Below are 26,481 nucleotides of genomic sequence, written 5' to 3' on the forward strand. Positions count from 1 at the left end.
AGCCGACAAACATCCTGACAAGTCCGAAATGAGGTGATCCTGAGCGCGGCCCCCAAATCCCTCCTTGTCCTGCCGCGGATTTCCTGCATCATGTGCGGAATCCCCCGTGGAAACCCCCATGAAAGCGAAGATTTTCCCCGCCGCCCTCCTTTCCGTCCTGCTCGCGCCGCTGGCATCCGCCACCCTCACCATCCAGGAAAGCTTCAGCTACACCGCAGGACAGAACCTCGGCGGCCAGAACGGCGGCACCGGCTTCAACGCCGCATGGAACGCCGGCACGGACCATGACATCGCCGCCGCCTCCCTCAGCTACCCCGCCTCCTCCCCCCTCACCGCCTCCGGCGGCAGCGTCCAGGTTGCCTCCGGCCTCAACAACTCCAACATCTCCCGCACCATCCATACGGACTCCCGGATGAACCTCGCCACCGGCGGCTTGCAGTTCTACTCCAGCATCCTCATGTCCATCGGCGAAGTCGGCCAGGCCGCCGCCATCCAGTTCACGGACAACACCAACATCCGCTGGGCCTACGGCATCACCACCGGCGGGAATTTCTTCATTTCCGTCGATCCCGGCGCCACCAGCCAGCGCACGGAAAGCACCTTCACCGCCGCCCCCGGCACCACCTACCTCCTCGTCGCCTCCCTCCGGACGAACACCGGCTCCTCCGGCAGCGACCAGGTCTTCCTCAGCGTCTATTCCCCGGACGAAACCATCACCGTCCCCGCCGCGGACACCGACTGGGACATCTCCGCCTCCGGTGGCTCCAGCGTCACCCTCAGCCAGATCCGCCTCCCCGTCTCCAACGCCCCCGACCTGGATCCCGCCTCATTCATCCGCATCGACGAGTTCCGCGTCGGCACCACCTTCCAGGACGTCACCGGCGTCATCCCGGAGCCCACCGCCGCCCTCCTCTCCGCCTTCGCCCTCATCCCCCTCCTCTCACGCCGCACCCGGGACTGAACGGGAATATCGCAGCGCATGGCCGCGTCATCGGGGTGCCCGGGGATTGCGCCAGCTTATGGAGTGCGGCGGCCCTCCGCCGCTTTGGGGAAAGGAGCGCACCGGCGGGAAGATGCGAACGCCCCATCCAACCTCGTCGCGCATGGAGTGTCCGCATCGCGGGGAGTCCCCCCCGGCTGACAGCGGCAGGGACTGCCGCACTCCACGACGCTGCCGCGCCCGGCGGCCTCAACATCAGGAAGGTGCGCTCTCCCGTCCTTCGGCAACCACGTGATTTATTACGGAGCGTCGGCTTCGTCGGGTGACCAAGCGAAAGATACATCCGCCCCGCCGATTTCCACCACGCGATCCAAATGCATCAGTAGTCCCAAGCCGTGTTCCTGATCCCAACTGCATCCGAACTGGAGGCCGACGTATCCAACGCCGCCTTTGTGCCAAGGGTGAATGTGAGCCTCCCGAAGGTCGATCAAAGGAATCAATTCCTCCTTGTTGTTCAGCGCGGGCATGAGCGACTCAAAGCCGTCTCCCAAAAAGCTCCGATATCGTGGCCGCATCCCTTCATAGTAAGCTTGCAAGGCCCCCAAGACGACCGAGAACACCCTTTCTCCTTCATCCAGATGAAATGCCAGCGCTTCAGATTGGTATGCGGAGGGGATTCTTGAAACTGATGGATCGTAGGGCGTGACTGTAAGAACCGCATTGGCCCCGAATGAAAGATCAACTATCCCGTCCCACCAGTCGCAGTCATCCCACACGAGCGAAGGGAATGGCGGCATGTCGAGGTGATCGGGAAATAGATTCATCTGGTTCTTTGTGGATTATTCAGGAGTCCGCCCCGCTTTCAAGAGGCAACAAAATAGGTACCACTATCAGGAAGGTCGGTGCGCCTGATGATTCTCCGTTTTCAGTGATCAGTCGCTCCAAGAAACACCTCGGTCCCGATCGGGATGTCGAACTTGTGAATTTCTTTGGGCAATAGGATCGGAGTCGCCTCATTCCTTTTCCCTTCTGGGAGGTAGCGAATCCGCTCCAAATCACGGACCATTGTGTGGATGACTTCTCCCAGAGGTGTGCGAAGAAGCAACGGATCTCCCTTTTTTACCACAGGCGCACCTTGCCAAGGAATTCCAGGGACAATGATGACGCCCCGACCGTCTAGAGAAAAGCGGTCGGTCACCGTGAAGAGGAATGAATTTTCATTCGGCACGGGTAGATCATGGGGACTTTTGGGCAGAACCAGAAGTCCAAACCATCTAAAGAAACGATCTAAAATAGGTCCCACCATCAGGAAGGCGGGACAACCCTCGCTAAGTCAGCTATCCAGATCACGATCTGGCACTCTTCGAATCAGTTCCCAATCGATGGAAGTTTCTATCTGGGAAGCAGAACTTCCGCATTCCGATGAGAGGTGCCTAACTTCACTTTCGGCAACACGACCGCTCAAATACACCGTTGATTCTCCATATGCGTCATGAATCCAAAAGATCAGACGCTCTTCATCAAACGCTTTTATATGCCAGAAGAGCTCAGAGGCATCCCGCTCCAAGGCTAGGAGGGTAAGTTGCAAGGCAAACTCCAAGGTCAGCCTGCAAAAATGCAGTTCGGTTTCAGGTTCTAGGGTGTCCCTATCAATCTCAAACCTCCGATGAGTTCGATTCGCATCGTAAAGATCCAAAGCTTTTTGGTCTGCGAAAGCGTGCTCGAAACAAACAGTCAGCTCGCCTCGCAGACAGCTCGCAGCCGCCTCCAAGAAACCAATGGCTGCATTGTCGATGGGGAGCACCCAAGTGGCAGACGGAAGACGGTGGGAACGGGTTTGATCGGAATCTCTCATTTGATGCGGATTGGACGAGTTCGAAATCTGTTTCGCGGCAGTTTCAGCGATTCAGCTGGGTCTTCAAAATAGGTCCCAACAGCAGGAAGGTGGGGCTGTCAGGTTTATGCTCCTGCAATCGGATTCACGGTAACTCGTCGCCTCGGATCTTCCGCAACAGCAAAGGAACCCTAGCGTATGTTTCAAAAAACTCTTCAGGGGTGCTGAACTCATGATGCTCCAGAAGGAGATGGTTTCCACTTTCAGCATCGAGAACTTCCAAATCACATTCGCCAGATTCCCAGAGGGATACTCGCCCAACCGCTTGAGCCGTGTCGAAGTCCATGTGCATCGCGGGCTTGGATGCCAATAGGCCGTAGGTGAGTCTGTAATCGATCCGATGGGCTTTCCAACGCGCAATCAAAGCGTCTTGGTAGCGCTCAAATCCCCGTCGGGAAACAAGCTCGGTGAACGACTCGGGATAAGACATGAAAGGAATCGGTGTGGGGCAACCCGCGTAAGTTGGGGTTGATGGGGCAAACTTTATTCATAGAGCTTTCCCATCAGGAGAATGTGAGCACAACGAGTCCACGGATTAGCGGGAGGATCGTATAGCGTCAGTCCGTTAGTTGAGCTTTCGGCCCATGCCGCTGCCGCTCCAAGGAACGCCTCGATTGTTCCATTTTCCCAGCCATTAGCCCCTGCGCCGTAAGGAGAGGAAGGACATTCGGACTCCTGCGCAATTTCCACCTCACGATCTTCTGCCAGAGACGACAGAAACTGGATGAAACTGCGTTCGTCCGTTACTCGGTTTGCTTGCTCCTGAAGATCGCTCATGATTTCAAAGTCGTGCGGAAAATCTCTCTTTGCGTGGTGGGCAGTCAAGACAGGCACTTTGGTTAGACGAAATCCAGCGATCTAAAATAGGTCACAACATCAGGAAAATCGCTCCGCCTGCGATCAAAACTATCTGGCCTTTTGCCAATCCTCCAACTCGATGCCAAACAACTCATGATGGAGAGAATAGATTTCGTCAACGAAGTCAAATGTCTCCCGTGTGGCAAGACCACTGGAATCGTCCCGCACCACGAGAGTGGCGTCGCCCTGAAGGGCCACCATTGCAAGCAGCGGAATAAAATCGATGCTATCTGTTCGCCCTCTTATGATCGTGTAGGTTTTTCCATTCTCGTGCGCTTGATTCACGGGGAAAAGCCTCCAATAGCCCACCACCATCAACTGGAGGCAATATGCCGCGACAAGCAGCAAGATCATATATCGGACAAATTTCATCAGATTGCCGACCGCATGATACAGGTGAGATCGTCAGAAAATCCACAGCAAACGCGACTTTGAAGACTGTCGCCAATGTTCCCCCACGCGAGAGAAATGAGGTCCAAACAGATCCCACCATCAGGAACGTCGGGACACCCGCGGGCTATCTCCCGTCATCCGGCTTCGCTTCGAGCAAGCCCATGTGATGGGCACCCCAGAAAAAAAGCAGCGCGAGGATCGACGCTGCGACCGTCGCGATGCAGCCCAGGAAGGCGGCTCCCGAGCACGCCAGGAGCACCAGCGTCTCCGGAGTCGGGGCGCCTTCCCACATCTTGAGGACGGAGATGCACATGAAAAAGGTCCCCGCCGCCGCGAGTCCCGCGCTGACGATATGGACACCCCAGAGGTGGAGTCTCGTGAAACCGAAGTAGTTCCAAAGGTAGCCCTGGCGTTTCATCGGATTTTCCTATCCATCCGGTGCGCATCCCTCAAGCGAATACGACGGCCGTGGATGACCGGCGGGACGGTGGGATTGGCACTGTCCTCAGGATGACATGCCCCCGCGGGACTCAGTTCAGGCCCGCCGCGCGGAACGCGAGGCTGATGAGCACCAGCCCGAGGAAGCTTCCGGCGATCCCGATGATGACGGGAAGGATGATGCGGCTCCTTCCCATGCGCGGGGATCGTGCGCTGAAACGCCGCGCCACCGCGCCCACCACCACGCTGGTCAGGATGGTGGCCAGTCCCAGGAGGCCCACGGAGACCGCATCCGGCGTCGGGCTGAAGATGACGGCCATGACGGCCGCCGTGGCGGCCACCACCAGATAGAACTGGATGGGACGGGCTGCCGGGACCGCTTCATTCATGGCCTGAGCATCGCCGGACCTGCGGCGTGGATGGAAGGAAAATCCTGCCGGTGCATGCCCCGCCCGCGCGGCAGCGTCATGGAGTGCGGCGGCCCTCCGCCGCTATCGGTGGCGGGTGGGACTCTCCCGGAGCGAAGGACGTTCTCCATCACGATGGACCACCGGACTTTTCCAGCCGTATTCCCGTGATGGCATCTTCTTCCCAAAGCGGCAGAAGACTGCCGCACTCCATGACGCTGCCGCGACCGGGGCGGCTGCCAGAGGAGGCGGTGGCTTTTGGCGCTCCGGCGGCCGTGACTCTGACGGAGGTCCATGAAGCCCGCCTTCAGTCGCAGAAGATGCCGGACTGGATGTAGTCCACTTTTCCGCCTGACAGGCTTATGTCCCTCACCATTCTGTTGTCGCCGGTCTCCGGCGCGGAGTAGCGGAGGATGCTCCATCCGTCGCCTTCATGGCGGCGGTAGTCCCGGCCTTCCAGTTCCAGGATGACGCCGTCACGCGCGACGGAGGCGCTGGTGGGCGCACCCAGCCGGGCGAGAACATCATCCTCCCGCCAGCCGACGGCGACGTCCCGGAACAGACCTTCGTTGTAGCCCTCGGCGAAGATCGTATTTCCCGCACAGCGGATGCGGTTGGAAATCTCATGTGCCGTGACGCATCCGAGAACGATGCCCACCACCGCGACGGAAATCAGGAGCCTGATACTTCGACCTTTCATATGCGGGTGATGATCGCTTCGTCTCCGGGAAGGCATGATGACCCGCTTGTCGCACCGCACTAAGTCCTGGCGTGATCGTAGGCATTCCTTGCCGCCAAGCCTGCAAGGACACCGAGAAGCACGAGCCCGAGATTGTAACCGAGATTCAGAAGAAGCAGGGGTTCACCTCCGATGGTGATTGATCCGTGCAAGTTGAGATTGAGGGCACCAAAGCGGAACCACTCCGGGTTGCTCCAGGACAGGACCGTGATCCCGGATGCAATGAGGAGGCCGGTGGCATGGGTCATCCAGACAGGCCGCAGGAGCAGCCCGCAAACCACCCCGATCATGAGGGGTATCCCGCCAACCAAAACAGCAGCGAGCACCCCGATTGCCCTGAGGACATTGCGGAACGTCTTCATGCCCTCATGAGACGATGGTCAGGGGAATCTCCTCAAGGAAAAACAGATCCACCATCAGCACGGCGCGCCCTCCGGCATCACCCTCGCTCGGATGCGTTCGATCATCCGACGCCGCGTGAAGGCCAGCCGCACCAGACTCCGCCACGCCATCCTTTCCGAGAACCGGACATCACCCGCAGGGAAAGGAGGGCAAGCCTCCGGATTGTCATCATGAGGCAATCCGGAGGCTTGCCTTCCTGACGCCTGCCACGCCCTACCCTCCCCGGCGAAGTTTGTGGGCACCATCACCACGCATCCCACGATGCCATACGGGGAAAGATGGCATCAGAGACGTGGCAGGACCGATGGGTGGCAGACATCCGCCCCGCCGTGATGGCGCAGCCATCCCGCTACGCCTTGAGTTGGGCGTCGTCAGGCCGCACCGCACGGGCGCATCGGCGTGCGTCCCTCCGGAGGGTCCACGTTGGAAAGGAAACGAATCAAGACCGCTCGTCCGGAGTGTCCGCGAACAGCTCGATGCGGCTGCACTTCCGGCAGACCAGCGCGCAGGCGGACTTGTTCAGCCAGTCCATGCCGAAGAAGGACATCCCGGTCGTGTTCATCAGCATCGACCGCCGGTCGAACTCGTCATGGGCGCACAGCGGGCAGACCAGCGGCACCCCGCCCACACGGAACCGGGTGGCCGGTGTGACCAAGGAACGTCCAGCGGCCTTCAGGCCCGCGCCGATGCTTCTGATGGATTTGCCCATGGGATCTGCCGCACGATTTGCCGGTCACCCTACCGCCCCGCCCGGCAGACGGAAAGGGAAAAGCAGCCCGCGTCATCCGCCGGATGGCTTCACGGTTGCCGGTCGGAGGGGCGCATACCCCTTCACCCGATCCTTCCACGATAGACCACATACACCAGACGCTCGCCGATGGCCATGCCGGTGGCGATGGCGGCCAGCAGGAAAAAGGTCATCCGTCCCTTTTCATCCGCGGCGGGCAGGGCGGACGCGGCACCAGCGGCATAGGCCAGACCGGAAACCACGGAGACACGCAGCGGCTGGAGCGTGTCCGTCCACCAGCCGAACGGATGCCTGTCCCACGACGGACGCCGCATCCTTTCCTTCCTGGAATGAAGGAAGCCATAGGCGACCAACAGCAGCGGGGCGATGGTGACGGCCACGAAGGCCACGGCCACCTCCACCCAATGCACGCCGGATGGCATCCCACCCGCGTCACGCACTATCCGGTATCCCGCATGGCAGCAGACGGGGATCAGCATGGCATAAATCCACGGCCACAGCTTCGGCATCGGTCTCATACGGAAAGGAAGTGGCCGCGCCACGCGTGGGATGATCCATGGAGACATCCGGCATCGCAAGGGGATCCGCTCCCACCGCAGCGCAGGCCGTGCAGTTGGCGGAGGCCGGAGGGGCGCAACGGCGTGCGCCCTTCCATGGCTCCTCATGTGCGGACTTTTTTCCGGAAAGTGATGGCCGCGCCGCGCGTATCCGGTTGGAATCCCATCATGCACTTTCCCCAGATGAAAAAATCCCCGCTCGCGCTGCCGTTGCTCGTTTCCCTGTCACTCACCGCGCTGGGTCCGGCGGCGGAGAACGGCCAGTATGACATCGTCGTCTATGGCGCGACGGGCGGTGGCGTGGCCGCCGCGGTGGAGGCGGGCAGGCTCGGGAAAAGCGTGGCGCTGGTGGAGCCGCAGAAGTTCATCGGCGGCATGACGGCCGGTGGCCTGGGCGCGACGGACATCGGGTCGAAGACGACCGTGGTCGGCCTGGCGAAGGAGTTCTACCACCGCGTGTGGAAGCACTACAACAAGCCGGAGTCCTGGAAGTACGAGACGCGGGAGGAATACAAGCCGAAGCACCACGACGCCATCTCCGACAACCTGGAGGTCCACTGGTTCTTCGAGCCGAAGGTGGCGGACCAGATCCTCACGGAGATGCTGTCCGAAGCGGGCGTGAAGGTCTTCACCGGGGAACGCATGGTGCGCGCGGCGGGCGGTGTGAAAAAGGAGGGCAACCGCATTTCCACCGTGACCATGGAGAGCGGGAAAATCTTCGGCGGGAAGATGTTCATCGACGCCAGCTATGAGGGCGACCTGATGGCCGGCGCGGGCGTGTCCTACTTCGTCGGCCGGGAGGCGAACAGCGAGCACAACGAGACGCTCAACGGCACGCGCGCGCTGCGGGTGTACGCCGGAAAGGAGATGGATCCCTACAAGGTGCCGGGGGACCCGGCCAGCGGACTCCTCCCCGGCATCGAGCCGAAACCACCGGAACCGGACGGCTCCGCGGACAAGCGCGTGCAGGCCTACACCTTCCGCATGTGCCTGACGGACGTGAAGGAGAACCAACTGCCCATCACGAAGCCGGAGAACTACGACCCGCTCGTCTTCGAGCCGCACCTGCGCTGGATCAACGTGAACGCGAAGGAGAAGCCCGGAAAGCTGTTCTACAAGCTGACCCCCATGCCGAACCGGAAGACGGACTCCAACAACCACGGCCTGTTCTCCACGGACTACGTGGGCAAGAGCGCGGAGTGGGCGGAAGCCAGCTATGAACGCCGCGCGGAGCTGTGGCAGGAACACGTGGACTACGTGCGCGGCTACTTCTGGTTCCTGGGGAATGATCCGCGCGTGCCGGAACACATCCGCACGGAAACGCTGCGCTGGGGCCTGCCGAAGGACGAGTTCGCGGAGGCCGGCCACTGGCCGTTCCAGCTCTACGTGCGCGAGGCCCGGCGGATGAAGAGCGCCTACATCGTCACGGAGCATGACTGCCGCCGCACCCGCCTGGTGGACGACGGCATCATCCTGGCCTCCTACGGCATGGACTCCCACTCGACCTCCCGTTTCGTCGATGAAGCCGGGCAGCTCCGCGGGGAGGGCGGCATGTTGGTACGGGTGAGGCCGTACCCGGTCAGCTACCGCTCCATCGTCCCGGTGGAGAAGGAATGCGCGAACCTGCTGGTGCCCGTCTGCCTTTCCGCCACGCACGCCGCCTACGGCTCCATCCGCATGGAACCGGTGTTCATGATGCTGGGCCAGGCATCCGCCTACGCCGCCGCGCAGTCGATTGATACTGGAAAACCCGTACAAGCGGTGCCGGTCGATGGCATCCGCAAGCACGTCGGCACCACGGAGCTGCTGGCAGGCGTGAAGCCCGCCTCCGCGGACGAGGCCGCCGCGGAGAAGAAATCCGCCGCATCCTCCACCGCCGACCGCTTCAAGTCCGCCGTCGCCTCGTTGAAAAAGGAAGGCGCGCTGAAAGGCGACACCGCCTGGCTGGACACCCTGAAGTCGGAAACGATGGTGGACGGAGCGAAGGTCGCGGAGCTGCTCATCGGCAAGGCGTCGCTCAAAAAGCCGGTGAAGGACGTGGACGCCGCGCTCGACGCCCTGGCCGCGGATGACACCCTGCCGGACGCGAAGAAGTACTGGCGTGAGAACGCCCGCGCCGGGAAGACCTGCAAGGGGTCCCTGGTCATGCAGCTCTGCATCCGGCTGGAGTGAGGTGGCGGTGGAGAACATCGAACATCGAACGCCCAACATCGAACGTTGAAGTGAAGAAAGCGGGTGGAGGGCGCTGCGGGGTAGCGAAGGTCGTGAGACCTTCGGCTGGGGGAAAGTCCCTTGGCGACCGGAGCGGGTTTGTTGGATGACATCCACCCCGCCGAACCTCTCACGAGGTTCGCTACGCCTATGATCCGCCCGCAGGGAAAGGAAGACAATCCTCCGGATTGTCGTTTGCAGGCAATCCGGCCTCCTTCTCTCACGAGCTTCGCCGCTACGCCCCGGATCCGCCACGCAGGGGTAGCGGAATGGCTGCGCCATTCCGGCTGGGGAGATCCGCCACGCACCCCACGATGCCATACGGGGAAGCATGGCATCAGAGACGTGACGGGACCGGCTGGTGGCAGACATCCACCCTGCCGTGATGGCGCAGCCATCCCGCTACGCCCCGGATCCGCCACGCAGGATAGCGAAGGCCATTCCGCGTAGCGAAGGTCGTGAGACCTTCGGCTGTGGGGAAGTCCATGGGCGACCGGAGCCTTTTTTGTCTGATGACATCCACCCCGCCGGATCTCTCACGAGATCCGCTACGCCCGGGAAGACATGCACCCCGCCGTGATGGCGCAGCCATCCCGCTACGCCCCGGATCCGCCACGCAGGATAGCGAAGGACGCGCAGGGGTAGCGAAGGTCGTGAGACCTTCGGCTGGGGGGAAGTCCTTTGGGGACCGGAGCCTTTTTTGTCTGATGACGTCCACCCCACCGGATCTCTCACGAGATCCGCTACCCTGACGGGATCATCCTCCCGGGTGGAGGAGACGGTGGATCTTTCTCCATCACCCGGACGATACCGCAGGGAAAGGAAGACAATCCTCCGGATTGTCATTTGGAGGCAATCCGGAGGCTTGCCCTCCTGTCGCCGCAACGGCGGGCCGGACCAGACCCCATCAACCGAACAACGCCCCGATGGGCTTGCCGTCGATGCCGCCCATGCGGAACGGACGCTTCGACGGGGACATGAGCGGGAGGTCGAACGGGATGCCGAGCGCGAAGGCGATGGATGCGTTGAAGTCGGACGCGCCGACCTTGCCCTCGATGACGTTGGAGGCGGTCTCGTCGGTCTTGCCATACGCCTGGCCGCCCTTGATGCCGCCGCCGGCCATGAGGCAGGAGAAGGCTTTCGGGAAATGGTTCCGGCCCATGTTGTTCTCCACGATCTTCGGCGTGCGGCCGAACTCGGTGGCGACGACGATGAGGGTGGAGTCCAGCAGACCGCGCGCCTGGAGGTCGGAGATGAGGGTGGAGAGCGCCTGGTCCAGCACGGGGATCTTTTCCTCCATCAGCTCGAAGTTGTCGGAGTGCCAGTCGAAGCCGCCGTACTCCACCTCGACGAAGCGCACGCCGCGCTCCACCAGACGGCGGGCGAGCAGGACGCCCTGGCCGAAACGCTCCGTGCCATACGCGGCGCGGGAGTCCGCCGGTTCCTTGGAAAGGTCGAAGGCCTCCAGGTCCTTGCTGTGCATCATCTTCACGGCGGAGTCATAGACCTCGTTGTAGGCGCGGACGGACCGCTGGCCCTTGTGGAAGCGGGTGTCGAAGTCGTGGTCGAGCTGCACGCGCAGGTCGAGCTGGCGCTGGAAGGAGGCGTCGTTGGTATCCGCGCGCTGCCTCACGTTGCGCAGGCCTTTCTGCGGATCCCCGATGGGGAGGGGCGAGTATTGCGGTTCAAAGAAGCCGCCGCCGGGGTGCTGGTTGCCACCGCCGATGAGGACGAAGGAAGGGATGCTGCCATTCTGCTCTCCGGCCAGGCGGGCGGCCCACGCGCCGGACGACGGGTGGACGATGGTCCCGCGCGGCGTGTAGCTGGTGTGCATGAGGTATTTCCCCTGCTCGTGCGCGCCCTGGGTGGTGCTGAGGGAACGGATGAGCGCGACCTTGTCCATGTGCTTCGCCAGCATGGGCAGGCAGTGGCCGAGCTGGATGCCATCCACGTTCGTGCCGATCGCCTTGGTCGGTCCGCGATACTCCGCGGGCGCGTCCGGCTTCGGGTCGAAGGTGTCGATGTGGGTCATGCCACCGGACATATAAAGGTAGATGACGTGCTTCGCCTTTCCGCCTCCGGCCTGGAGGATGGCGGGGTCCGCGGCCAACGCCTGCGGGCTGAATAGCTGCGCCGCGGAACCGGCGATGGACAGGCCGAAGCAGGCACGGGCCGTCCGGGCGAGGAAGTCCCGGCGGGAGAGTTCATTCAGTTGGTGCGGGTTCATGGGTTGGCTATCTACAAATAATTCAATCAACCACAGATGAACGCAGATGTACGCAGATAAGATAAAGAAGGATAGGATTCTTCCATCTGCGTGTATCTGCGTTCATCTGCGGTTGAATTTCATTTCGATTCGTCCTGGAGGACAGGTGGTTCAGGGAACAAACAGGAAGCGGTTGGAGGTCATCATCGCGCGGGTGAGGTCGCGGAGCGAGTTCGGGTCTGCGGCCAGCGGGGCGTAGCGTTCCTTTTCCCCCGCGTCCGGCAGGCGGGAGTAGATGCGGAGGAAGACGATCTCCAGGCGTTCCTCCGGGGAGGAGACCTTTGCCAGGCGCTGGTTGAGGATGGTCTTCTTTCCGCCGATGACGTCGGTGGCGGGGTCGTTGAGCAGGGCGAGGGCCTGTGGCACGGTGGGCGTGGCGTGGCTGGAGGACGGGGTGCCGCGGTCCGACCCGCCGAACTCCCGGACGATGGTGCCGGGGCTGAAGGGGGCGGACAGCTCGGACGCGCGGGCGGCGTTGCGGGCGGCGCCTTCGCGGCCCCGGTTGTTCATCGCGCCGTCTTCCTCCATGGTCATGGACATGCCGCCCATGGAGGACATGCCCGCGGAGGCCATGGCGTCCCCGCCGGTGAGGGTGGATGCGGCGTTGATGGGGCTGCGCATGCGGTTGTTCTCCTCCGTGGCCTTCTGGGCGGCCTTCATGAGCTCGGTGAGTTTCTTCCGTTCGTCCGCGTCGCGCGTCTCATTCAGCTTGGCGCGCAGTTGGCGGGCCTCGCTGCGGGCGTCCAGGTAGGCTTGCTCCGCCTTGCCGGTGGCCTCGCCCAGGGCGACCAGTTCGCGGGGCGCGCCGGTGAGGAGCTTTTCCACCGCCACGGTGAAGGTGTTCCACTTCTTCACGTTGGCGGCCAGGGGGGTGTCATCCACCGCGCCGCGGTTGAGGACGAGCATGGAGTCATAGAGCTGCTCCGCGGTCATGCGCTGGAGGGCGGGGCCGCGCACCAGGTGGGGCACGCCGCGCTCCGGCTCCACGGGATCATTCTCCCGCTGGAAAAGATCCGTGCGGTAGAGGATGCGGGAGAACTGGCGCAGGTCGTAGTCCACCGCCTTCATCGCCTCCTCCAGGAAGGCCATGACCTGCGGGTGGGACGGCTTGCTGTCGTCGTTCCAGTCGTCCACCGGGTCCTGCAGGCCGTGGCCGAAGGCGCGCGCCCACAGCCGGTTGGCGATGACCTTGGTGAAATACGGATTCCCGCGCGAGGTGACCCACTTCGCGAAGGCGGCGCGCCTTTCCGCCGGCGGCACGTCCTTCAGCTCCTCGCCGAAGAGGGTCTCCGCCGGGACGACGTCCTTCGGCTTCGCGTCACGGTAGGCGTAGTCGTCCGGGAGCTTCAGCAGCTTCGCCGGATCGTCATACATGGCGTTGCGGTTGAAGTCCTGGTAGAGCGGCTTGAGCATGTTGGAGTAGCGCTTCATCTCCTGGTTGCGCTTGCTGACGGCTTCGTTGCGCTTGCGGACCTGCTCGTTGCGGGCGGCGCGTTCGGCGGCCTTCGCCTTCACCTCGGCTTCCTGCTTCGCCCGCTGGGCGGCGCGTGCCTTCACGGGGTCCTTCTCCACGTTCACCTTCGACGCGGGCTTTTTCTCCTCCGGCTTGATCTTCTGTGGTGCGGGGAGCGGCGGCGGCATGGGCGGGCCGAGCGCATCGGTCACGCGCCGGGTGGTGTCCGTCACCTCCGCGCTGCGGTAGGTGAAGCCCCCGCCGAACGCGGCCATCTGGTAGTATTCATGCTGCGTCCAGTCGTCGAACGGATGGTCATGGCACTGCGCGCAGCCGATCTGGCGGCCGAGGAAGACCTGCATGGAGTTGCTGAAATTATCCAACTGCATGGCCCGGTCCCGCAGGTAGTAGCCGACGGCCGGGTTCCGCGCGGCGTGGCCGGAGGCGGAGAGCATTTCCCTCACCATGACGTCCCACGGCTTGTCCGCCGCGAGGGACTCCCGCAGCCAGACGTGCCAGCCGAGGCCGAATTCCTGCTGGCCGGTCTGCACGCGCAGCAGGTCCGCCGTCCAGTTGAAGAGGTGGCTGTCAAAGCCGGGCGATGCGACGAGCGCGTCCACCAGCTCCTGCCGCCGGGCGGGCGAGCGGTTCTCCAGGAACGCGCGCGCCTCTTCCTCCGTCGGGATGCGCCCGATGATGCCGAGGTAGGCGCGGCGCAGGAAACTGCCGTCATCGATGCGGGCCAGCGGTTGCTGCTTCGCCGTCTTCAGGTCCTGCCCGAGCAGCGAGTCGATGCGGGCGGCGGCGTCCTGCGCCTGCTTCGCCGTGAGCGGCTTCGCCGACAGGGATCCGATTCCGAGCGCAAACGCGAAAAACAGCAGGGTTTTGCCGAAGGGTTGCATGGCTAGGATGTAGTAACTGTGGAATTTCCCGAATGTTTCGCATTTTTTGGGATTTTTTTGAGAGGGGGGATGAAACGAAACGCGGAGGCCGCTGGGAGCGCTGGTCTCCAGACCGGCGTCTTGGATTGGGGATGAAACGAAACGCGGAGGCGCGGAGGTCGCGGGGAGATACGCGGAGCGGGCGATTCCAGATTCCCCTCTCTCTCCGGGCATGGATGATTCATTTGGGAAGATTGAAATGAAAACTCTGCGCTCCTCTCCGCGACCTCCGCGCCTCCGCGTTTCGTTTTGATCATTGTCCCCCCCGCTGACCAATAAGGATCAGCATATGAAGGAAAAGCACCGAAGAACCGGCACGCGCGCCGTGTATCTGAGTGTGCCCGACGATTCCGTCCGGGAAACCCACACGCCACCACCATGACCCAGCCCGTCACCACCAGCCGCCGCCGCTTCATCCTCCAGGCCACCGCCGCAGGCGCGGCGCTCGGCTTTCCCGCGATCGTGAAAGGCGCGTCGCCCAACGCGAAGATCAACGTCGCGTTCATCGGCGTGGGTGGCCGGGGCGGCGGGAACCTGGCCGGGGTGACCGCCAGCGCGGACATGGTGAACGTGGTGGCGCTGTGCGATGTGGACTCGCTCGCGCTGGACGCCGCCGCGGCGAAGTTTCCCGGCGCGGGCCGCTACAAGGACTTCCGCAAGCTTTACGAAGAGCGCAAGGACATCGACGCCGTCGTCGTCTCCACGCCGGAGCACACGCATGCCTATGCCACCCTGCCCGCGCTGCGGCGGAAGCTGCCGGTGTATTGTGAAAAGCCGCTGACGCACAATGTGGCGGAGGCCGCGCTGGTCATGGAGGCGGCGCGGCAGGCGGGCGTGGCCACGCAGATGGGCACGCAGATCCACGCCGGAGAGAACTACCGCCGCGTGGTGGAGCTGGTGCAGTCCGGCGCCATCGGCCACGTGCGGGAGTGCCATGTCCATGTTTCCCGGAGCTGGGGCCTGCAGAGCGCGGAGGACGCGAAGCGCTACGGTGACATCCTCCACGTGACGGAGCGCCCGGCGGGCGGGGCGAAGGCACCGGACCACATCGACTGGGACCTGTGGCTGGGGCCCGCGCCTTTCCGTCCGTTCGATCCAGTCTATCTCCCGGGACCGAAGTGGTACCGCTGGTGGGACTTCGGCAGCGGCACCATGTCGGACCTTGGCAGCCACTGGAACGACCTGCCATGGTGGGCGCTGAAGCTGGAGGCCCCGCTGTCCGTGGAGGCCACTTCGCCGAACGGCCCGGCGCATCCGGACCTGGCGCCCGCCGCCATGACCGCCCGCTATGAATACGGCCCGCGCGGGGAAATGCCCGCCTGCACCCTCCACTGGCACCAGGGCGCGGCGATGAAACCCGCGGTGTGGAAGGATGACCCGCAGCTCGCAAAGTTCGACAGCGGCGTGCTTTTCATCGGCGACAAGGGCATGCTCATTTCCGACTACGGCAAGCACAAGCTGCTGCCGGAAAACGTCTTCAAGGACTTCACCCCGCCGCCCGCCAGCATCCCGCCATCCCCGGGACACCACCGCCAGTGGCTGGACGCCATCAAAAATGGCACGCCGACCGACAGTCCATTCGCCACGTATGCCGGGCCGCTCACCATCGCCAACCACCTGGGCAATGTCGCCTACCGCACCGGCAGCCGCATCCAGTGGGACGCAAAGGCCCTCCGCGCGGATGTGGCAGGCGCGGCGAAGTTCCTCTCCCGCCAGCCGAGGGAGGGGTGGGCGCTGTAGATCCGTACGGGGGATAAGCCCCGCCGGAGAGCTTTTGATGAAACGAAACGCGGAGAAAGGAAGGTCGCGGAGAGAGGCGCGGAGAGGATGATCCGGAGCGTAGCGGATCTCGTGAGAGATCCGGCGGGGTGGATGTCATCGAACAAACCGCTCCGGTTCCCCATCGGCTTCCCCACAGCCGGAAGTCTCACGACTTCCGCTACCCCTGGCACACCGATGCGCCCCTCCCCATGATCACTTCTTCGCTCCACCTGCTGCTCCCGGCAGCGGGGCATACAGGCTCCCGACCGGCCGGCTACGGCGGAGCGAGTGCCAACGCCCTCCAGTCCCTTTCCGGTTGGAAGCCGTGCCGGGAAAGGAAGGAATCCAGGTGCCTGAGCAAGTCCAGAGGAGGACGGCAGGGGCTTCCATCCCATTCGATCTGATGGCACTTGAAGCAAATCCTCATGGTGCTGGTGGTTTGGCCACCTTTCTTGAACCGAATGGTGTGATGATCCTCAAATATACAAGCGGTCAGATAGTCCTTCGTCTTCGAGGGCACCTTGATGATCTCCCGGTGGAAGTCCTCCACGGCATCCCGCGGCAGGGTCAGCTCCCGGTAGATGCGGAAGGGGGCGTCCACCCCGTCGTTGCGATCAAAACGGCTCGAATGCTCCGTGACATGGATGGCATCCGCCGTGCGGATGGCCTCCAGGAGCTGGTCCTTGTAAAGCGCGCCATCTTCCCTCCGGCAGCCGGAAAGCACCAGCAGGCAGAGGATCGGCAGAAGGAATAGCACCCGCATGATGGCCCACGCTGGCAGATCCGGCGGGATGGATCAACCACGTAGCGAAAGTCGTGAGAGATCCGGCGGGGAGCATGTCATCAAACATACCCGGCTGCGGCCCACCATGGACTTCCCCACAGCCGGAAGTCTCACGACTTCCGCTACCCCTTGCGAGCGACGCCAAATGGAGGGACGCGCTCTTCACTTCAATGTTCGATGCTGGACGTTCGATGTTCGATGTTCACCCGTCTCTCCCAATACTCCCTCCGGGCCACCAAGCGGCGCGATACCACGGAAAAGAGAAACGCGTGGAGCGAGCCGAAGCCGATCACAAACTGGGTGGGAACCCATGAGGAATCATGATGTCCGAAATATCCGCAGCCCGGAAGTTGGAGCCACCACGTAGCGAAAGTCGTGAAGCCTTCTCTATGGAGGAGGACGCCGGGGACAAGCCCGCCGGAGGGACGCTGGGAGCGCAATGGAGCGGAGCGACATGGAGGGCCAAATGCCCCCCCTTTCTGCCCTCAAATCTTCAGACCGGCGTCTTCCGCATCCGCGGGAAAGACTCCGCCGCACCTTCTTCACGGAGCGCGGTCCTCCCAATAGTCCATGCGGGCGTACAGGTAGCGTGTCAGCCCGGAGAAGAGGAAGGCGTGGAGGGTGCCGGCGACCGCGCCGAGGACGACCTCGAGCCATTCAGGGTAGTCGTAGCCACCGCATGAGAAGTCATACCAACCCGGGAGGTGGAACCAGTGCCACGACAGGACGACCACCACCCCGACGGCCAACCCGACGGGAGCAGCCGACGCGGGCCGGATGAACCACCGCTGGAACCATGGAATACGGTAAACCCCGTAGATTCCCAGACCGGTCAGCAGCGCGAACGCCAGCGGCATCTTCCAGCCGCCGAGGAGGTTTCCGGTGATTTCCATAGTTTCGAGCAAGATCGTTCTGACAAGCGACATCCGGGGAAAGCCGCTTCCTCCCGATGAGTGGTGCTTGATGTACATCGCCACGTAAAACCTCTCCAGGCAGGCGATGGAGAAGGCGGCGAAAAACCACGTCACCCCACCCGCCGTGAGGGAGGCATACACCGGCAGCCGCTTCCGCCGTGTGAGCCCGAGGAAAAGAATGAACCCCGCCACCGCCAGGGCGATCCCAACCGATTTCGGGAAGACATCCGGGAGATCGTCCAGGATCGATTGCCATCTGTCGTCGAGGTGCCGGTATTCATCCCACGACACGGCCAGCCACCAGACACCGCCCGCGATGTTCAGAACCGCCCACAGGCACGCCGCCCCCAGGAAGTAGCGGCGGAGACGGGCATCTGACATCGGCGTGGTCTCCCATGATAGCCGGACAGATGGGCGTGGCGGCAAACAGAAAAGAGGCGGCGGATTCCGGGCGTGGCGGATCTCGTGAGAGATCCGGCGGGTGCATGTCTGCCACCAACCTGCGCCGCCACCCTCCGGATGCCATGCTTCGCCATGTGGCATTGTGGGATACGTGGTGGGTCTCCCCAGCCGAGGGTCTCACGGCCTTTGCCGGGGGAAAGGTAAGGCGTTGCAGGCGTCAGGAAGGCAAGCCTCCGGATTGCCTCATGATGACAATCCGGAGGCTTGTCTTCCTTTCCTTCCGGGTGACGTCCGGTTCGCGGAAAGGATGGCGTGGCACCTTCTGGCGCAGCGGACCTCCGGGCTTCGGCGGGGTACATGCCATCCAACAAACCGGCTCCGGCTGCCGATGGACTTCCCCACAGCCGAAGGTCTCACGACCTTCGCTACCCTTGGAGGGGCGCACGCCGATGCGCCCTCTTCGCGGGATTGAACGTCCCCTGGCCTCACCACATGGGCGCAACGGCGTGCGCCCCTCCATCCTCTCTCCACTTCACTGTTCGATGTTGGACGTTCGATGTTCGATGTTCCCTCCCCCGGCCTTGCCTTTCCACCGCCGCGGGCGTTGGATGGCAGGCATGATGAAAGCCCGCCTGTTCCCTTTCGCCGCCGCCTTGCTCATGCTGCCCATCTTTCCCGCGGCGATGGCCGGGGAGGTCCGCATCGAGAAGGACATCTCCTTTCTCGGCGAGGGGCGGACGGAGAAGATGGACGGCTACCTGCCGGCGGAGGACCGCTTTCCCGGGCCGGACCCGGTGGTGATCTGGATCCACGGTGGCGGATGGGTGGGCGGCAGCAAGTCCGCGAAGCGCGAGCTGAACGTCTGCCGCACGCTGGCGGAGCATGGCTACGCGGCGTTCTCCATCGACTACCACGTGGCGGACAAGGAAGCCGGACCGGAGGACGCGCCGTGGCCGCGCAACATCCATGACTGCAAGACGGCGCTGCGTTTCATCCGGCAGGAAGCCGCGCGGTTCGGCATCGACCCCGCGCGCGTCGCCGTGTCCGGTGGCTCGGCCGGGGCGCATCTCGCGCTGTGCGTGGGCCTGACGGCGGATGACGCGGAGCTGAACAAGGGCGGGCTGTACACGGACCAGCGGAACGACGTGGTCTGCATCATCGACTTCTACGGGCCGACGGAGATCGACGCGAAACGCGCGCCGCGCTTCGCCGGAAAGACCGCGGAGGAAACGGCGGAGAACATCCGCAAGGGCTCCCCGGTCGCCATGGTGAGGAAGGACTCCCCGCCCATCCTGCTCGCCCACGGCACGAAGGACGAGCTGTGCGACATCAGCCACTCGCGCGCGCTGGTGGCGAAGATGAAGGAACTGGGCGCGAGGCATGAATACGTCGAGGTGGAGGGCGGCCCGCATTCCTTCGACCTCCAGCCAAAGCAACAGGACCTGCGGCCGGTGGTGCTGGCTTTCCTGGAGAAGTGGATGAAGTAGGAACATGCGTAGCGAAGCTCGTGAGAGCTTCGGCGGGGTGCATGTCATCCAACAAACCCGCTCCGGTCCCCCATAGACTTCCCCCCAGCCGAAGGTCTCACGACCTTCGCTACCCTTGGTGCACGCCGATGCGCCCTCTTCATGGATAGGACGTCGCCCGGCCTCAACGCACGGGCGCAACGGCGTGCGCCCCTCCTGAAGTTGGTTGAACGCCCTGCTCCTTCCATGCAGGATGGCGATCTTGCGCGGGAAATACCTCAACATCCGGGACACGTGGGACATCGCCTGCGTGGCGGCCATCCTCGGCTCCCTCTATGGCGGGTTGTCGGTCATCGTTTTTTCTGGGGGGCACGGCTCCTTGGGGATCACCGTTGTCTCCGGTGGACTGACCGTTGTCTCCCTGCCGGTGATGCTGGTCTTCTGCGCGACCGCCGGATGGTGGATGATGCGCTTCATCGGCAGCCGGGTGAGGGTGAACCGTCTGCTGGTCTTCGCCATGGCGGGCATGGCTGCGGGTTTCCTGGTGGATGCGGTGGGGGTGGGCATTTTCATCCTGAACCACGGGGTCGCCTGGTTGCTCCACCCCCGCCGCCCGGAGATACTCGGGATCGCATGGCTCCTCAGCCTGGCCCCGTGCTACCTCATGCTGGCGGCCGTGCTGGGCGGCATGCGCTGGAAGCAGCTTGAGGACAGGGAGATCGTGTGAGACGGATCTATCACCCCTGCCCCGGCACGTCCCTCCCCTGCTCCTCCAGCCACTTCATTTTCCCGATGGCGCGGTTCACGAAGAACGCGTGGAGGAACGCGCACAGCCCGGCGGCCAGTGCGGCCAGCGGCGCGAGGATGGGCGCGGCTTCCCGGAAGTCATCCCAGGTCATGGCGGGCCGGTAGGGAAAGAAGATGGCGAAGGACACCATCCACGGCCAGACCAGCAGCACGCCGCAGACCGCACCGGCAACCCCCGCCACCCATGACCGCCCGAACCACCCCCGCGTCGCGGACAGCCGCCACAGCACCACCATGGGAACAGCCGCCATGAGCAGCAGCACACCGAAGATACCGGTCATGCGCGGCACTTCATCGACAAAGCGTTCCAGCATGCTGGCGCTGACCACGGTGCGCCCCCTCACCAACCGCTCCACAATCTCGATGATGAGGATGACAGCCGGCGCCATGGACAACGTGATGCCGGCGGCCCACAGCGCGCGGGTGAAGTGGAGATGGGACATGGGTGGATTGGAGATGGGTGATTGAGGGATTTGATATTGGGGGATGTGGAGATCACATCCGCGATTCCAGCCATGCCTTCTTCCCGAGAGCCTGCCGGATGAAGAAGGAATGGAGGAAGAAATAAAGCGCGCCGGTGATGGCGGAGAACGGGACGAGCACGTGGATGATCTCCAGGTAGTTCGACAGTGACAGCCTGAAAAGTTCACCATGCAGGGCGATGATAATCACATACCATGGCGGAGACAGGAGGATGCCCAGGCAGGCACCACAGACGGCTGCCATCCATGGGATGGACAGCGTGCGGCGTGGGTTCTCTCTGCGCCAGAGGACGGCCATGGGGATGGACAGCATTACGAGCAGCAGCGCGAAGGACAGGAAGATCAACGGTTGCGCCCTCAACGCCAGCCGCAGGTTAGGACCGAAGGGGAGTGCGGGTGCCATCAGGAGAAGGTGGACGGTGATCCAGAGAAGCGGCAGCGTCCCACACATCGCCAGCGCGATGCCAGCCGCCAGCAGGGCACGGGGTAGGTGGAGGCGGAGCATCTGGATTGAATATTGATGATCGGAGAGTGGATATTGGGAAGGTCACGCCCGCGTTTCCAGCCATGCTTTTTTCCCGAGAGCCTGCCGGATGAAGAAGGAATGGAGGAAGAAATAAAGCCCGCCCGGGATGAACGTGATGGGACCGAGGAAGACGAACGTTTCCGAGTACCATTTGATCATGTTGCGGAGAATCCCTTCATCCGGAAACCCGAGCAATAGCGGAAGCAGGAGGAAGCAGAGGCATACACCGCAGGCCGCCGCCATCCATGGATTGGAAAGCAGCCTTCGGGAACGGGGTGCGCGCCAAAGGATGGCGAGCGGAATGGATAGTTTCACCAAAATCTCCAAAATGATACGGATGACACCTGGCTGCTCCATCAGATAAGGTTCGATGTATCTCCAATCAAGAATATCACCTATCCGCATGCTCCAATAGATGAAAAACATAAGGAAATGGAGCCCATCGGATATCACCAACGTGATAACAGCAGCAAGCAGCGCACCTCTGAGGTGGAGACGGAACATCTTTTGATTGAAGATTGGATTATTGCCGGACGGAGATCACATCCGCGTCTCCAGCCATGCCTTCTTCCCGAGAGCCTGCCGGATGAAGAAGGAATGGAGGAAGAAATAAAGCGCGCCGGTGATGGCGGAGACAGGGCCGAGGAAGTGCAACCCGTCGAGGTAATCATCGACCGACAAAGCGCAGCCACCCTGATCCAGGACAGTCCCGATCATATACCATGCCGGGGACAGGAGGATGCCGAGACAGCCGCCGCAGACGGCTGCCATCCACGGCACGGACAGCGTGCGCCTTGTGTGCCCCGCGAACCATAGCGCGGCCAGCGGGAAGGTCAGCAGCAGCGGCAGCGCCGCGAAGATGATCATGACCTGGACCTGTTGTTCCAGGATCCACCGCAGCTCCATGTGGACAGGAAATCCGCGACCGCCCAGGAGTCCGCCGCCGATGTGGAGGACAAGCGGCAGGGCGGAGCAGAACATCAGGCTGATGCCAGCCGCCAGCAGGGCGCGGGATAGGTGGAGGCGGAGCATCATTTCAGGAAATGATGGATGGGCGGAACGCGCGGGGGAAGGAAGATCTGAAAGGCGCGGTGGGCCGCGACCGCCGGGCGCGCCGCTGCTTTTCCGTAGCGTGATGGCTGCGCCATCACGGCAGGGTGGATGTCTGCTACCAGCCGGTCCCGCCACGCCGCCGATGTCATCCTTTCCCGTTCGGCATCGTGGGGATGACGGTGGATTTCCCCAGCCGGAATGGCGCAGCCATTCCGCTACCTCTGCGGGTGGATCGCCCGGGTAGCGAAGCTCGTGAGAGCATCGGCGGGGTGCATGGCTGCTGGGAAATCAGCTCCGATTCCCGATGGACTTCCCCCCAACCGAAGGTCTCACGACCTTCGCTACCCCTGGAGCCGATGCTTTTCCGTAGCGTGATGGCTGCGCCATCACGGCGGGGTGGATGTCTGCTACCAGCCGGTCCCGCCACGCCGCCGATGTCATCCTTTCCCGTTCGGCATCGTGGGGATGACGGTGGATTTCCCCAGCCGGAATGGCGCAGCCATTCCGCTACCTCTGCGGGTGGATCCCGGGTGTAGCGAAGCTCATGAGAGCTTCGGCGGGGTGCATGGCTGCTGGGAAATCAGCTCCGGTTCCCGATGGACTTCCCCCCAACCGGAAGTCTCACGACTTCCGCTACCCCCGGAGGCGTGCATTCCATCCGACAATCCCGCTCCGGTTCCCGATGCCTCCCCCAGCCGGAATGGCGCAGCCATTCCGCTACCTCTGCGGGTGGACCGCCCGGGTAGCGAAGCTCGTGAGAGCTTCGGCGGGGTGCATGGCTGCTGGGAAATCAGCTCCGGTTCCCGATGGACTTCCCCCCCAACCGGAAGTCTCACGACTTCCGCTACCCCCGGAGGGGTGCATGTCATCTGACAATCCCGCTCCGGTTCCCGATGCCTCCCCCAGCCGGAATGGCGCAGCCATTCCGCTACCTCCCACGTCCGCCAACCCCCGTCGTTCCTGGAAAAAAATTGGCCAGGTGTTCAGTTCACCCTCTGTCTTTCCACGGGGCATCATCCGCCACATGGGTTCCGCGAAAAAACCGAAAGATCCGCCGCCACCACCACCGCCGATGTCCTCCACCGGCGCTGATGTCGCGCAGGAGACCGCCGCCGCGAAGAAGCGGGAGCGGAAGCGCTACGACTTCTCCAAAACCATCCTCCGCCCCGGCGGCCTCGGCTCGCTCGGCAGCAAGGAGGGGACGAAGAACACGCTGGGGTGAGCATCAGGATGCGGGATGCAGGATCCAAGATTCAGGATCCAAGATGTCCGCCGCCGACGGACTCCCGACCGTCACCCGCTCCGCCCGCCCCCTCTTCACTTCGACGTTCAATGTTGGGCGTTCGATGTTCGATGTTCCCATTTTTCCAAACTCCAATTTTACCAACCAAAGATGACACAAGCCACGGACACCGCCGGGACGAAGGCGCGGGTGGATGAGATCCTGAGCCACGGAGCCGCGCTGGACGCCCGGCGCGCGCCGTGGGACGCCCTGTGGGATGAACTGGCCGCCGTGGTCCACCCGCGGCGCGGCCTGACCTCCAGCCGCAGCGCGGCGCACACCGGCGGCCTGCCGGACCGCACGCGGATGGCGGAGTCCTTTGACGGCACGGCGATGCGGGCGAACCGCACCCTTGCCAACGGCCAGGCCGCGCGCATCACCCCCATGGGCGCGCGTTGGTTCGCGCTGCGTCCGCCGGATGAGCTGGCGGAGGAACCCTCCGCCGTCGCCTGGTACCAGAAGTGCGGGGAAGTCCTCGCGCGGAAGCTATCCGCATCCAACTTCTACAACCGCGCCCACGAACACTACCTGGACCGCGGTGCGTTCGGTACCGCCGCGCTGGAGGTCCTGCCCGGGAAACACAACCGCGGCCTGCACTTCCGCTCCTACCCCATCGGCACCTACTCCGTCGCGCACGATGAGCGGGACGAGGTGGACACCATCACCCGGCTGCTCCACCTCACACCGAAGCAGATCCTCCAGATGTTCGGGGAAAAGGACACGCCCGCCTGCGTCCTGAAAAAACTGGAGGACCCCGCCGCCGCGCTGGCCCCGCTGGAGATCCGCCACACCATCCGCCCGCGGCTGAAGCGCGACCCGCGCCGCAGCAACGCGCGGAACAAGGCATACGAAAGCACCTACATCCTCTGTGCGGAGCGGCACCTGCTGCGGGAGGAAGGCTTTGACGAGTTCCCCGTCGCCGTCTCCCGCTGGGAGCTGTGGGGCGACAGCCCGTATGGCTGGGCGCCCTCCTACCTCGCGCTGCCGGAGGCCACCCAGGCGAACTTCATCGAGCAGATGAAGGACACGCTGCTGGAGATCTCCGCGTTTCCGCGCGTCCTCTATCCGGCGAACATCAAGGGCGACATCGACTTCCGCGCGCTGGGGCTGACCTGCTATGACCCTAGTAATGGACATGAGCCGCGCGAATGGCTGACCAACGGCAGGTATGACATCGCCAAGGACGGCGCGGCGGACAAGCGGCGCGCGATCGAGGAGGCGTTCTACGTGCCGTTGTTCAGCGCCATTTCCCAACTCGACCGGACGGCCACCGCCACGGAGGTCCGCGCCATCGTCACGGAAAGCCGGGAGCTCTTCCACCCCATCTTCGCCAACCTCACGCGGGAGTTCCAGGGGCCGGTGCTGAAGCGTGCCTTCGCCATCCTGCTGCGCCAGGGGGAGCTGCCGCCGCCGCCGCCCGCCGTGCTGGGGGAGGACTCGCTGGGCACCTTCATCGCGGAGCCGTCCGTGGAGTACACCTCCATCATGGCGCTGGCGCTGGAGCAGACGCAGATCGCCAATTTTTCCGAGTGCCTGGGCGTGCTGGCCCCCATCATCCAGACGGACCCCGGCGCGCTCGACTTCCTCAACACGGACGCCATCGGCCCCGCGTTCTTCCGTTACAAGGGGCTGCCGGAACAGTTCATCCGCAGCGCGGAGGAGATCGCGGAGATCCGCGAAGGCTGGGCCCAGGCCGCCGAAATGCAGGCCGCCGCCCAGGCCACCGGAGCCGTCAAAAACCTCGGCGGCGCCCAGGGCATCCAGGAGCTTGCGGGACTCGTTGGGTGAACGTCGAACATCGAACGTCCAACATCGAACGTTGAAGTGAAGAAAGGCGGAATCTCCACTGTCGCGGCAGCGTCATGGAGTGCGGCAGTCCTCTGCCGCTATCAGTGGCGGGTATGAATTTCCCCCAGCCGAAGATGCCATCCGCAGCCCCGTAGCCCGCATGATTCTCCTGCTACGCCCTCCACCTCCAAAGCGGCGGAGGGCCGCCGCACTCCATAAGCTGGCGCAATGCCCGGGCACCCCCCCATCCACGCGGCAGCGTCATGGAGTGCGGCAGTCCTCTGCCGCTATCAGTGGCGGGACGATTCTCATCTAACAAAAAATCCCCTCCGGCATCTGGGAGTCCCGCCCAGGCGTAGCGAATCCCGTGAGAGATTCGGCGGGGAAGATGCCTGAAACCCTCCCCGTCCACCACGCATCCGATGCCTTCCTTCCCCATGCGGCATCGCGGGACGTGGGTGAGTCCACCCAACCGAAGGTCTCACGACCTTCGCTACCCCTGCGGGTGCCCCCCCATTTCTTCCTCACTTCAACGTTCGATGTTGGGCGTTCGATGTTCGATGTTCCCTCTTTTTATGAAACACCATGACCAAGGACTGGAGAATCGTGACGCCGCCCTCATTTCCCGAAGGGCCGCCATCCTGGCCGACTTCCGGGGCACCTTCGGGACGGACCATGGAAAGCGTGTGCTCGCCCTGCTGGAGGCCTCCGTCAACTACGGGAAGCCTAGTTTCCTCCCCGCCGCCGGCGGAAAGCCCTACGACCCCATCGCCGCCGCCATCCGCGACGGAAGAAAATCCGTCCTCGCGGAAATCCACGGCTACCTCGCCGAGCCGGAGGAAGGGGGGGAGAAGTGCCGAGTGATCCGTGATCAGTGATCAGTGCCGGCACGATGAAACGCTCCGCTCTCCGCGCTCTGCTCCCTCTCTTCTCTCCCACTGCTCACTGATCACTGCTCACCCGGCACTC

Annotated in this window: 28 protein-coding genes; 8 read left to right on the forward strand and 20 right to left on the reverse strand. The window is 63.3% G+C overall.

Features of this window, described 5'->3' with window-relative positions; translation table 11 throughout:
- The first annotated feature begins 118 nt into the window (after positions 1 to 118).
- Complete coding sequence (locus OVA24_RS16805) at positions 119 to 961, forward strand: hypothetical protein (protein ID WP_267671200.1); 843 nt, start codon at positions 119 to 121, stop codon at positions 959 to 961.
- 278 nt (positions 962 to 1,239) lie between these two features.
- Here the strand turns inward: OVA24_RS16805 and OVA24_RS16810 are convergent, their stop codons facing one another.
- The 12 genes from OVA24_RS16810 to OVA24_RS16865 all read right to left on the reverse strand — a co-directional run bounded on the left by OVA24_RS16810 (position 1,240) and on the right by OVA24_RS16865 (position 7,337).
- Positions 1,240 to 1,764, reverse strand: coding sequence for a DUF6985 domain-containing protein (locus tag OVA24_RS16810; protein WP_267671203.1), 525 nt, complete (start codon positions 1,762 to 1,764; stop codon positions 1,240 to 1,242).
- 101 nt (positions 1,765 to 1,865) lie between these two features.
- On the reverse strand, positions 1,866 to 2,168 hold the full coding sequence (locus tag OVA24_RS16815; protein ID WP_267671205.1) for a hypothetical protein: 303 nt from the start codon (positions 2,166 to 2,168) through the stop codon (positions 1,866 to 1,868).
- Positions 2,169 to 2,273: 105 nt separating this feature from the next.
- Positions 2,274 to 2,795, reverse strand: coding sequence for a hypothetical protein (locus OVA24_RS16820; protein WP_267671207.1), 522 nt, complete (start codon positions 2,793 to 2,795; stop codon positions 2,274 to 2,276).
- A 124-nt stretch (positions 2,796 to 2,919) separates the two neighbouring features.
- A complete protein-coding gene (locus OVA24_RS16825; RefSeq protein WP_267671209.1) occupies positions 2,920 to 3,264 on the reverse strand; it encodes an immunity protein TriTu family protein in 345 nt (114 codons plus the stop codon).
- A gap of 53 nt (positions 3,265 to 3,317) precedes the next feature.
- The gene (locus OVA24_RS16830) at positions 3,318 to 3,659 is read right to left on the reverse strand and encodes a DUF7660 family protein (protein WP_267671212.1); all 342 of its coding nucleotides are present in this window, start codon (positions 3,657 to 3,659) and stop codon (positions 3,318 to 3,320) included.
- An 81-nt stretch (positions 3,660 to 3,740) separates the two neighbouring features.
- On the reverse strand, positions 3,741 to 4,046 hold the full coding sequence (locus OVA24_RS16835) for a hypothetical protein (protein WP_267671214.1): 306 nt from the start codon (positions 4,044 to 4,046) through the stop codon (positions 3,741 to 3,743).
- A gap of 163 nt (positions 4,047 to 4,209) precedes the next feature.
- Positions 4,210 to 4,503, reverse strand: a complete 294-nt coding sequence (locus OVA24_RS16840; RefSeq protein WP_267671216.1) for a hypothetical protein — start codon at positions 4,501 to 4,503, stop codon at positions 4,210 to 4,212.
- Between the two features lie 112 nt (positions 4,504 to 4,615).
- Positions 4,616 to 4,912 carry a hypothetical protein gene (locus OVA24_RS16845; protein WP_267671218.1) on the reverse strand — a complete coding sequence of 99 codons (297 nt, stop codon included), beginning with the start codon at positions 4,910 to 4,912 and terminating at the stop codon, positions 4,616 to 4,618.
- A gap of 325 nt (positions 4,913 to 5,237) precedes the next feature.
- Positions 5,238 to 5,630: a hypothetical protein gene (locus OVA24_RS16850; protein ID WP_267671222.1), complete on the reverse strand. Its 393-nt coding sequence runs from the start codon at positions 5,628 to 5,630 to the stop codon at positions 5,238 to 5,240.
- A 59-nt stretch (positions 5,631 to 5,689) separates the two neighbouring features.
- Entirely contained in the window at positions 5,690 to 6,031 is a 342-nt protein-coding gene (locus OVA24_RS16855; RefSeq protein WP_267671225.1) for a hypothetical protein, read from the reverse strand.
- Positions 6,032 to 6,510: 479 nt separating this feature from the next.
- Positions 6,511 to 6,780: a zinc ribbon domain-containing protein gene (locus OVA24_RS16860; protein WP_267671227.1), complete on the reverse strand. Its 270-nt coding sequence runs from the start codon at positions 6,778 to 6,780 to the stop codon at positions 6,511 to 6,513.
- 122 nt (positions 6,781 to 6,902) lie between these two features.
- The gene (locus OVA24_RS16865; RefSeq protein WP_267671229.1) at positions 6,903 to 7,337 is read right to left on the reverse strand and encodes a hypothetical protein; all 435 of its coding nucleotides are present in this window, start codon (positions 7,335 to 7,337) and stop codon (positions 6,903 to 6,905) included.
- Between the two features lie 222 nt (positions 7,338 to 7,559).
- On the opposite strand from OVA24_RS16865, the gene OVA24_RS16870 reads away from it, so the two are divergent.
- Positions 7,560 to 9,548: an FAD-dependent oxidoreductase gene (locus tag OVA24_RS16870; RefSeq protein ID WP_267671232.1), complete on the forward strand. Its 1,989-nt coding sequence runs from the start codon at positions 7,560 to 7,562 to the stop codon at positions 9,546 to 9,548.
- A 946-nt stretch (positions 9,549 to 10,494) separates the two neighbouring features.
- Here the strand turns inward: OVA24_RS16870 and OVA24_RS16875 are convergent.
- On the reverse strand, positions 10,495 to 11,814 hold the full coding sequence (locus OVA24_RS16875; protein WP_267671234.1) for a DUF1501 domain-containing protein: 1,320 nt from the start codon (positions 11,812 to 11,814) through the stop codon (positions 10,495 to 10,497).
- 150 nt (positions 11,815 to 11,964) lie between these two features.
- On the reverse strand, positions 11,965 to 14,208 hold the full coding sequence (locus tag OVA24_RS16880) for a DUF1549 domain-containing protein (RefSeq protein ID WP_267671237.1): 2,244 nt from the start codon (positions 14,206 to 14,208) through the stop codon (positions 11,965 to 11,967).
- Positions 14,209 to 14,625: 417 nt separating this feature from the next.
- Between OVA24_RS16880 and OVA24_RS16885 the strand changes: the two genes are divergently transcribed.
- Complete coding sequence (locus OVA24_RS16885; protein ID WP_267671240.1) at positions 14,626 to 15,987, forward strand: Gfo/Idh/MocA family protein; 1,362 nt, start codon at positions 14,626 to 14,628, stop codon at positions 15,985 to 15,987.
- Between the two features lie 295 nt (positions 15,988 to 16,282).
- Here OVA24_RS16885 and OVA24_RS16890 read toward each other — a convergent pair whose 3' ends face one another.
- Together OVA24_RS16890 and OVA24_RS16895 are read right to left on the reverse strand one after the other, a co-directional pair.
- Positions 16,283 to 16,771, reverse strand: a complete 489-nt coding sequence (locus tag OVA24_RS16890; RefSeq protein WP_267671243.1) for a hypothetical protein — start codon at positions 16,769 to 16,771, stop codon at positions 16,283 to 16,285.
- A 563-nt stretch (positions 16,772 to 17,334) separates the two neighbouring features.
- Complete coding sequence (locus OVA24_RS16895; RefSeq protein WP_267671244.1) at positions 17,335 to 18,087, reverse strand: hypothetical protein; 753 nt, start codon at positions 18,085 to 18,087, stop codon at positions 17,335 to 17,337.
- A 638-nt stretch (positions 18,088 to 18,725) separates the two neighbouring features.
- Between OVA24_RS16895 and OVA24_RS16900 the strand changes: the two genes are divergently transcribed.
- Complete coding sequence (locus tag OVA24_RS16900; RefSeq protein ID WP_267671248.1) at positions 18,726 to 19,595, forward strand: alpha/beta hydrolase; 870 nt, start codon at positions 18,726 to 18,728, stop codon at positions 19,593 to 19,595.
- 232 nt (positions 19,596 to 19,827) lie between these two features.
- Positions 19,828 to 20,301, forward strand: coding sequence for a hypothetical protein (locus OVA24_RS16905; protein ID WP_267671250.1), 474 nt, complete (start codon positions 19,828 to 19,830; stop codon positions 20,299 to 20,301).
- 10 nt (positions 20,302 to 20,311) lie between these two features.
- Here the strand turns inward: OVA24_RS16905 and OVA24_RS16910 are convergent, their stop codons facing one another.
- Genes OVA24_RS16910 through OVA24_RS16925 form a run of 4 tightly spaced genes read right to left on the reverse strand, consistent with a single transcriptional unit; the run spans position 20,312 to position 22,424 of the window.
- Positions 20,312 to 20,824: a hypothetical protein gene (locus OVA24_RS16910; RefSeq protein ID WP_267671253.1), complete on the reverse strand. Its 513-nt coding sequence runs from the start codon at positions 20,822 to 20,824 to the stop codon at positions 20,312 to 20,314.
- A 52-nt stretch (positions 20,825 to 20,876) separates the two neighbouring features.
- Positions 20,877 to 21,368, reverse strand: a complete 492-nt coding sequence (locus OVA24_RS16915; protein ID WP_267671256.1) for a hypothetical protein — start codon at positions 21,366 to 21,368, stop codon at positions 20,877 to 20,879.
- Positions 21,369 to 21,410: 42 nt separating this feature from the next.
- Entirely contained in the window at positions 21,411 to 21,893 is a 483-nt protein-coding gene (locus OVA24_RS16920) for a hypothetical protein (RefSeq protein ID WP_267671259.1), read from the reverse strand.
- A 36-nt stretch (positions 21,894 to 21,929) separates the two neighbouring features.
- On the reverse strand, positions 21,930 to 22,424 hold the full coding sequence (locus OVA24_RS16925; protein WP_267671262.1) for a hypothetical protein: 495 nt from the start codon (positions 22,422 to 22,424) through the stop codon (positions 21,930 to 21,932).
- Between the two features lie 1,090 nt (positions 22,425 to 23,514).
- Between OVA24_RS16925 and OVA24_RS16930 the strand changes: the two genes are divergently transcribed.
- The 3 genes from OVA24_RS16930 to OVA24_RS16940 all read left to right on the forward strand — a co-directional run bounded on the left by OVA24_RS16930 (position 23,515) and on the right by OVA24_RS16940 (position 26,390).
- A complete protein-coding gene (locus tag OVA24_RS16930; RefSeq protein WP_267671264.1) occupies positions 23,515 to 23,664 on the forward strand; it encodes a hypothetical protein in 150 nt (49 codons plus the stop codon).
- Positions 23,665 to 23,835: 171 nt separating this feature from the next.
- A complete protein-coding gene (locus OVA24_RS16935) occupies positions 23,836 to 25,512 on the forward strand; it encodes a portal protein (protein ID WP_267671267.1) in 1,677 nt (558 codons plus the stop codon).
- A gap of 575 nt (positions 25,513 to 26,087) precedes the next feature.
- Entirely contained in the window at positions 26,088 to 26,390 is a 303-nt protein-coding gene (locus tag OVA24_RS16940; RefSeq protein ID WP_267671270.1) for a Bbp19 family protein, read from the forward strand.
- Positions 26,391 to 26,481 lie beyond the last annotated feature (91 nt).

The sequence above is a fragment of the Luteolibacter sp. SL250 genome (assembly GCF_026625605.1).
GTDB lineage: Bacteria > Verrucomicrobiota > Verrucomicrobiia > Verrucomicrobiales > Akkermansiaceae > Luteolibacter.

Bases quoted from the DNA above. Each gene is read 5' to 3' on its own strand.
- OVA24_RS16805 (WP_267671200.1), top strand. From the start codon at position 119: ATGAAAGCGAAGATTTTCCCCGCCGCCCTCCTTTCCGTCCTGCTCGCG.
- OVA24_RS16810 (WP_267671203.1), bottom strand. From the start codon at position 1,764: ATGAATCTATTTCCCGATCACCTCGACATGCCGCCATTCCCTTCGCTC.
- OVA24_RS16820 (WP_267671207.1), bottom strand. From the start codon at position 2,795: ATGAGAGATTCCGATCAAACCCGTTCCCACCGTCTTCCGTCTGCCACT.
- OVA24_RS16825 (WP_267671209.1), bottom strand. From the start codon at position 3,264: ATGTCTTATCCCGAGTCGTTCACCGAGCTTGTTTCCCGACGGGGATTT.
- OVA24_RS16835 (WP_267671214.1), bottom strand. From the start codon at position 4,046: ATGATCTTGCTGCTTGTCGCGGCATATTGCCTCCAGTTGATGGTGGTG.
- OVA24_RS16840 (WP_267671216.1), bottom strand. From the start codon at position 4,503: ATGAAACGCCAGGGCTACCTTTGGAACTACTTCGGTTTCACGAGACTC.
- OVA24_RS16845 (WP_267671218.1), bottom strand. From the start codon at position 4,912: ATGAATGAAGCGGTCCCGGCAGCCCGTCCCATCCAGTTCTATCTGGTG.
- OVA24_RS16850 (WP_267671222.1), bottom strand. From the start codon at position 5,630: ATGAAAGGTCGAAGTATCAGGCTCCTGATTTCCGTCGCGGTGGTGGGC.
- OVA24_RS16855 (WP_267671225.1), bottom strand. From the start codon at position 6,031: ATGAAGACGTTCCGCAATGTCCTCAGGGCAATCGGGGTGCTCGCTGCT.
- OVA24_RS16860 (WP_267671227.1), bottom strand. From the start codon at position 6,780: ATGGGCAAATCCATCAGAAGCATCGGCGCGGGCCTGAAGGCCGCTGGA.
- OVA24_RS16865 (WP_267671229.1), bottom strand. From the start codon at position 7,337: ATGAGACCGATGCCGAAGCTGTGGCCGTGGATTTATGCCATGCTGATC.
- OVA24_RS16870 (WP_267671232.1), top strand. From the start codon at position 7,560: ATGAAAAAATCCCCGCTCGCGCTGCCGTTGCTCGTTTCCCTGTCACTC.
- OVA24_RS16875 (WP_267671234.1), bottom strand. From the start codon at position 11,814: ATGAACCCGCACCAACTGAATGAACTCTCCCGCCGGGACTTCCTCGCC.
- OVA24_RS16880 (WP_267671237.1), bottom strand. From the start codon at position 14,208: ATGCAACCCTTCGGCAAAACCCTGCTGTTTTTCGCGTTTGCGCTCGGA.
- OVA24_RS16885 (WP_267671240.1), top strand. From the start codon at position 14,626: ATGACCCAGCCCGTCACCACCAGCCGCCGCCGCTTCATCCTCCAGGCC.
- OVA24_RS16890 (WP_267671243.1), bottom strand. From the start codon at position 16,771: ATGCGGGTGCTATTCCTTCTGCCGATCCTCTGCCTGCTGGTGCTTTCC.
- OVA24_RS16895 (WP_267671244.1), bottom strand. From the start codon at position 18,087: ATGTCAGATGCCCGTCTCCGCCGCTACTTCCTGGGGGCGGCGTGCCTG.
- OVA24_RS16900 (WP_267671248.1), top strand. From the start codon at position 18,726: ATGATGAAAGCCCGCCTGTTCCCTTTCGCCGCCGCCTTGCTCATGCTG.
- OVA24_RS16905 (WP_267671250.1), top strand. From the start codon at position 19,828: ATGGCGATCTTGCGCGGGAAATACCTCAACATCCGGGACACGTGGGAC.
- OVA24_RS16910 (WP_267671253.1), bottom strand. From the start codon at position 20,824: ATGTCCCATCTCCACTTCACCCGCGCGCTGTGGGCCGCCGGCATCACG.
- OVA24_RS16915 (WP_267671256.1), bottom strand. From the start codon at position 21,368: ATGCTCCGCCTCCACCTACCCCGTGCCCTGCTGGCGGCTGGCATCGCG.
- OVA24_RS16920 (WP_267671259.1), bottom strand. From the start codon at position 21,893: ATGTTCCGTCTCCACCTCAGAGGTGCGCTGCTTGCTGCTGTTATCACG.
- OVA24_RS16925 (WP_267671262.1), bottom strand. From the start codon at position 22,424: ATGATGCTCCGCCTCCACCTATCCCGCGCCCTGCTGGCGGCTGGCATC.
- OVA24_RS16930 (WP_267671264.1), top strand. From the start codon at position 23,515: ATGTCCTCCACCGGCGCTGATGTCGCGCAGGAGACCGCCGCCGCGAAG.
- OVA24_RS16935 (WP_267671267.1), top strand. From the start codon at position 23,836: ATGACACAAGCCACGGACACCGCCGGGACGAAGGCGCGGGTGGATGAG.
- OVA24_RS16940 (WP_267671270.1), top strand. From the start codon at position 26,088: ATGAAACACCATGACCAAGGACTGGAGAATCGTGACGCCGCCCTCATT.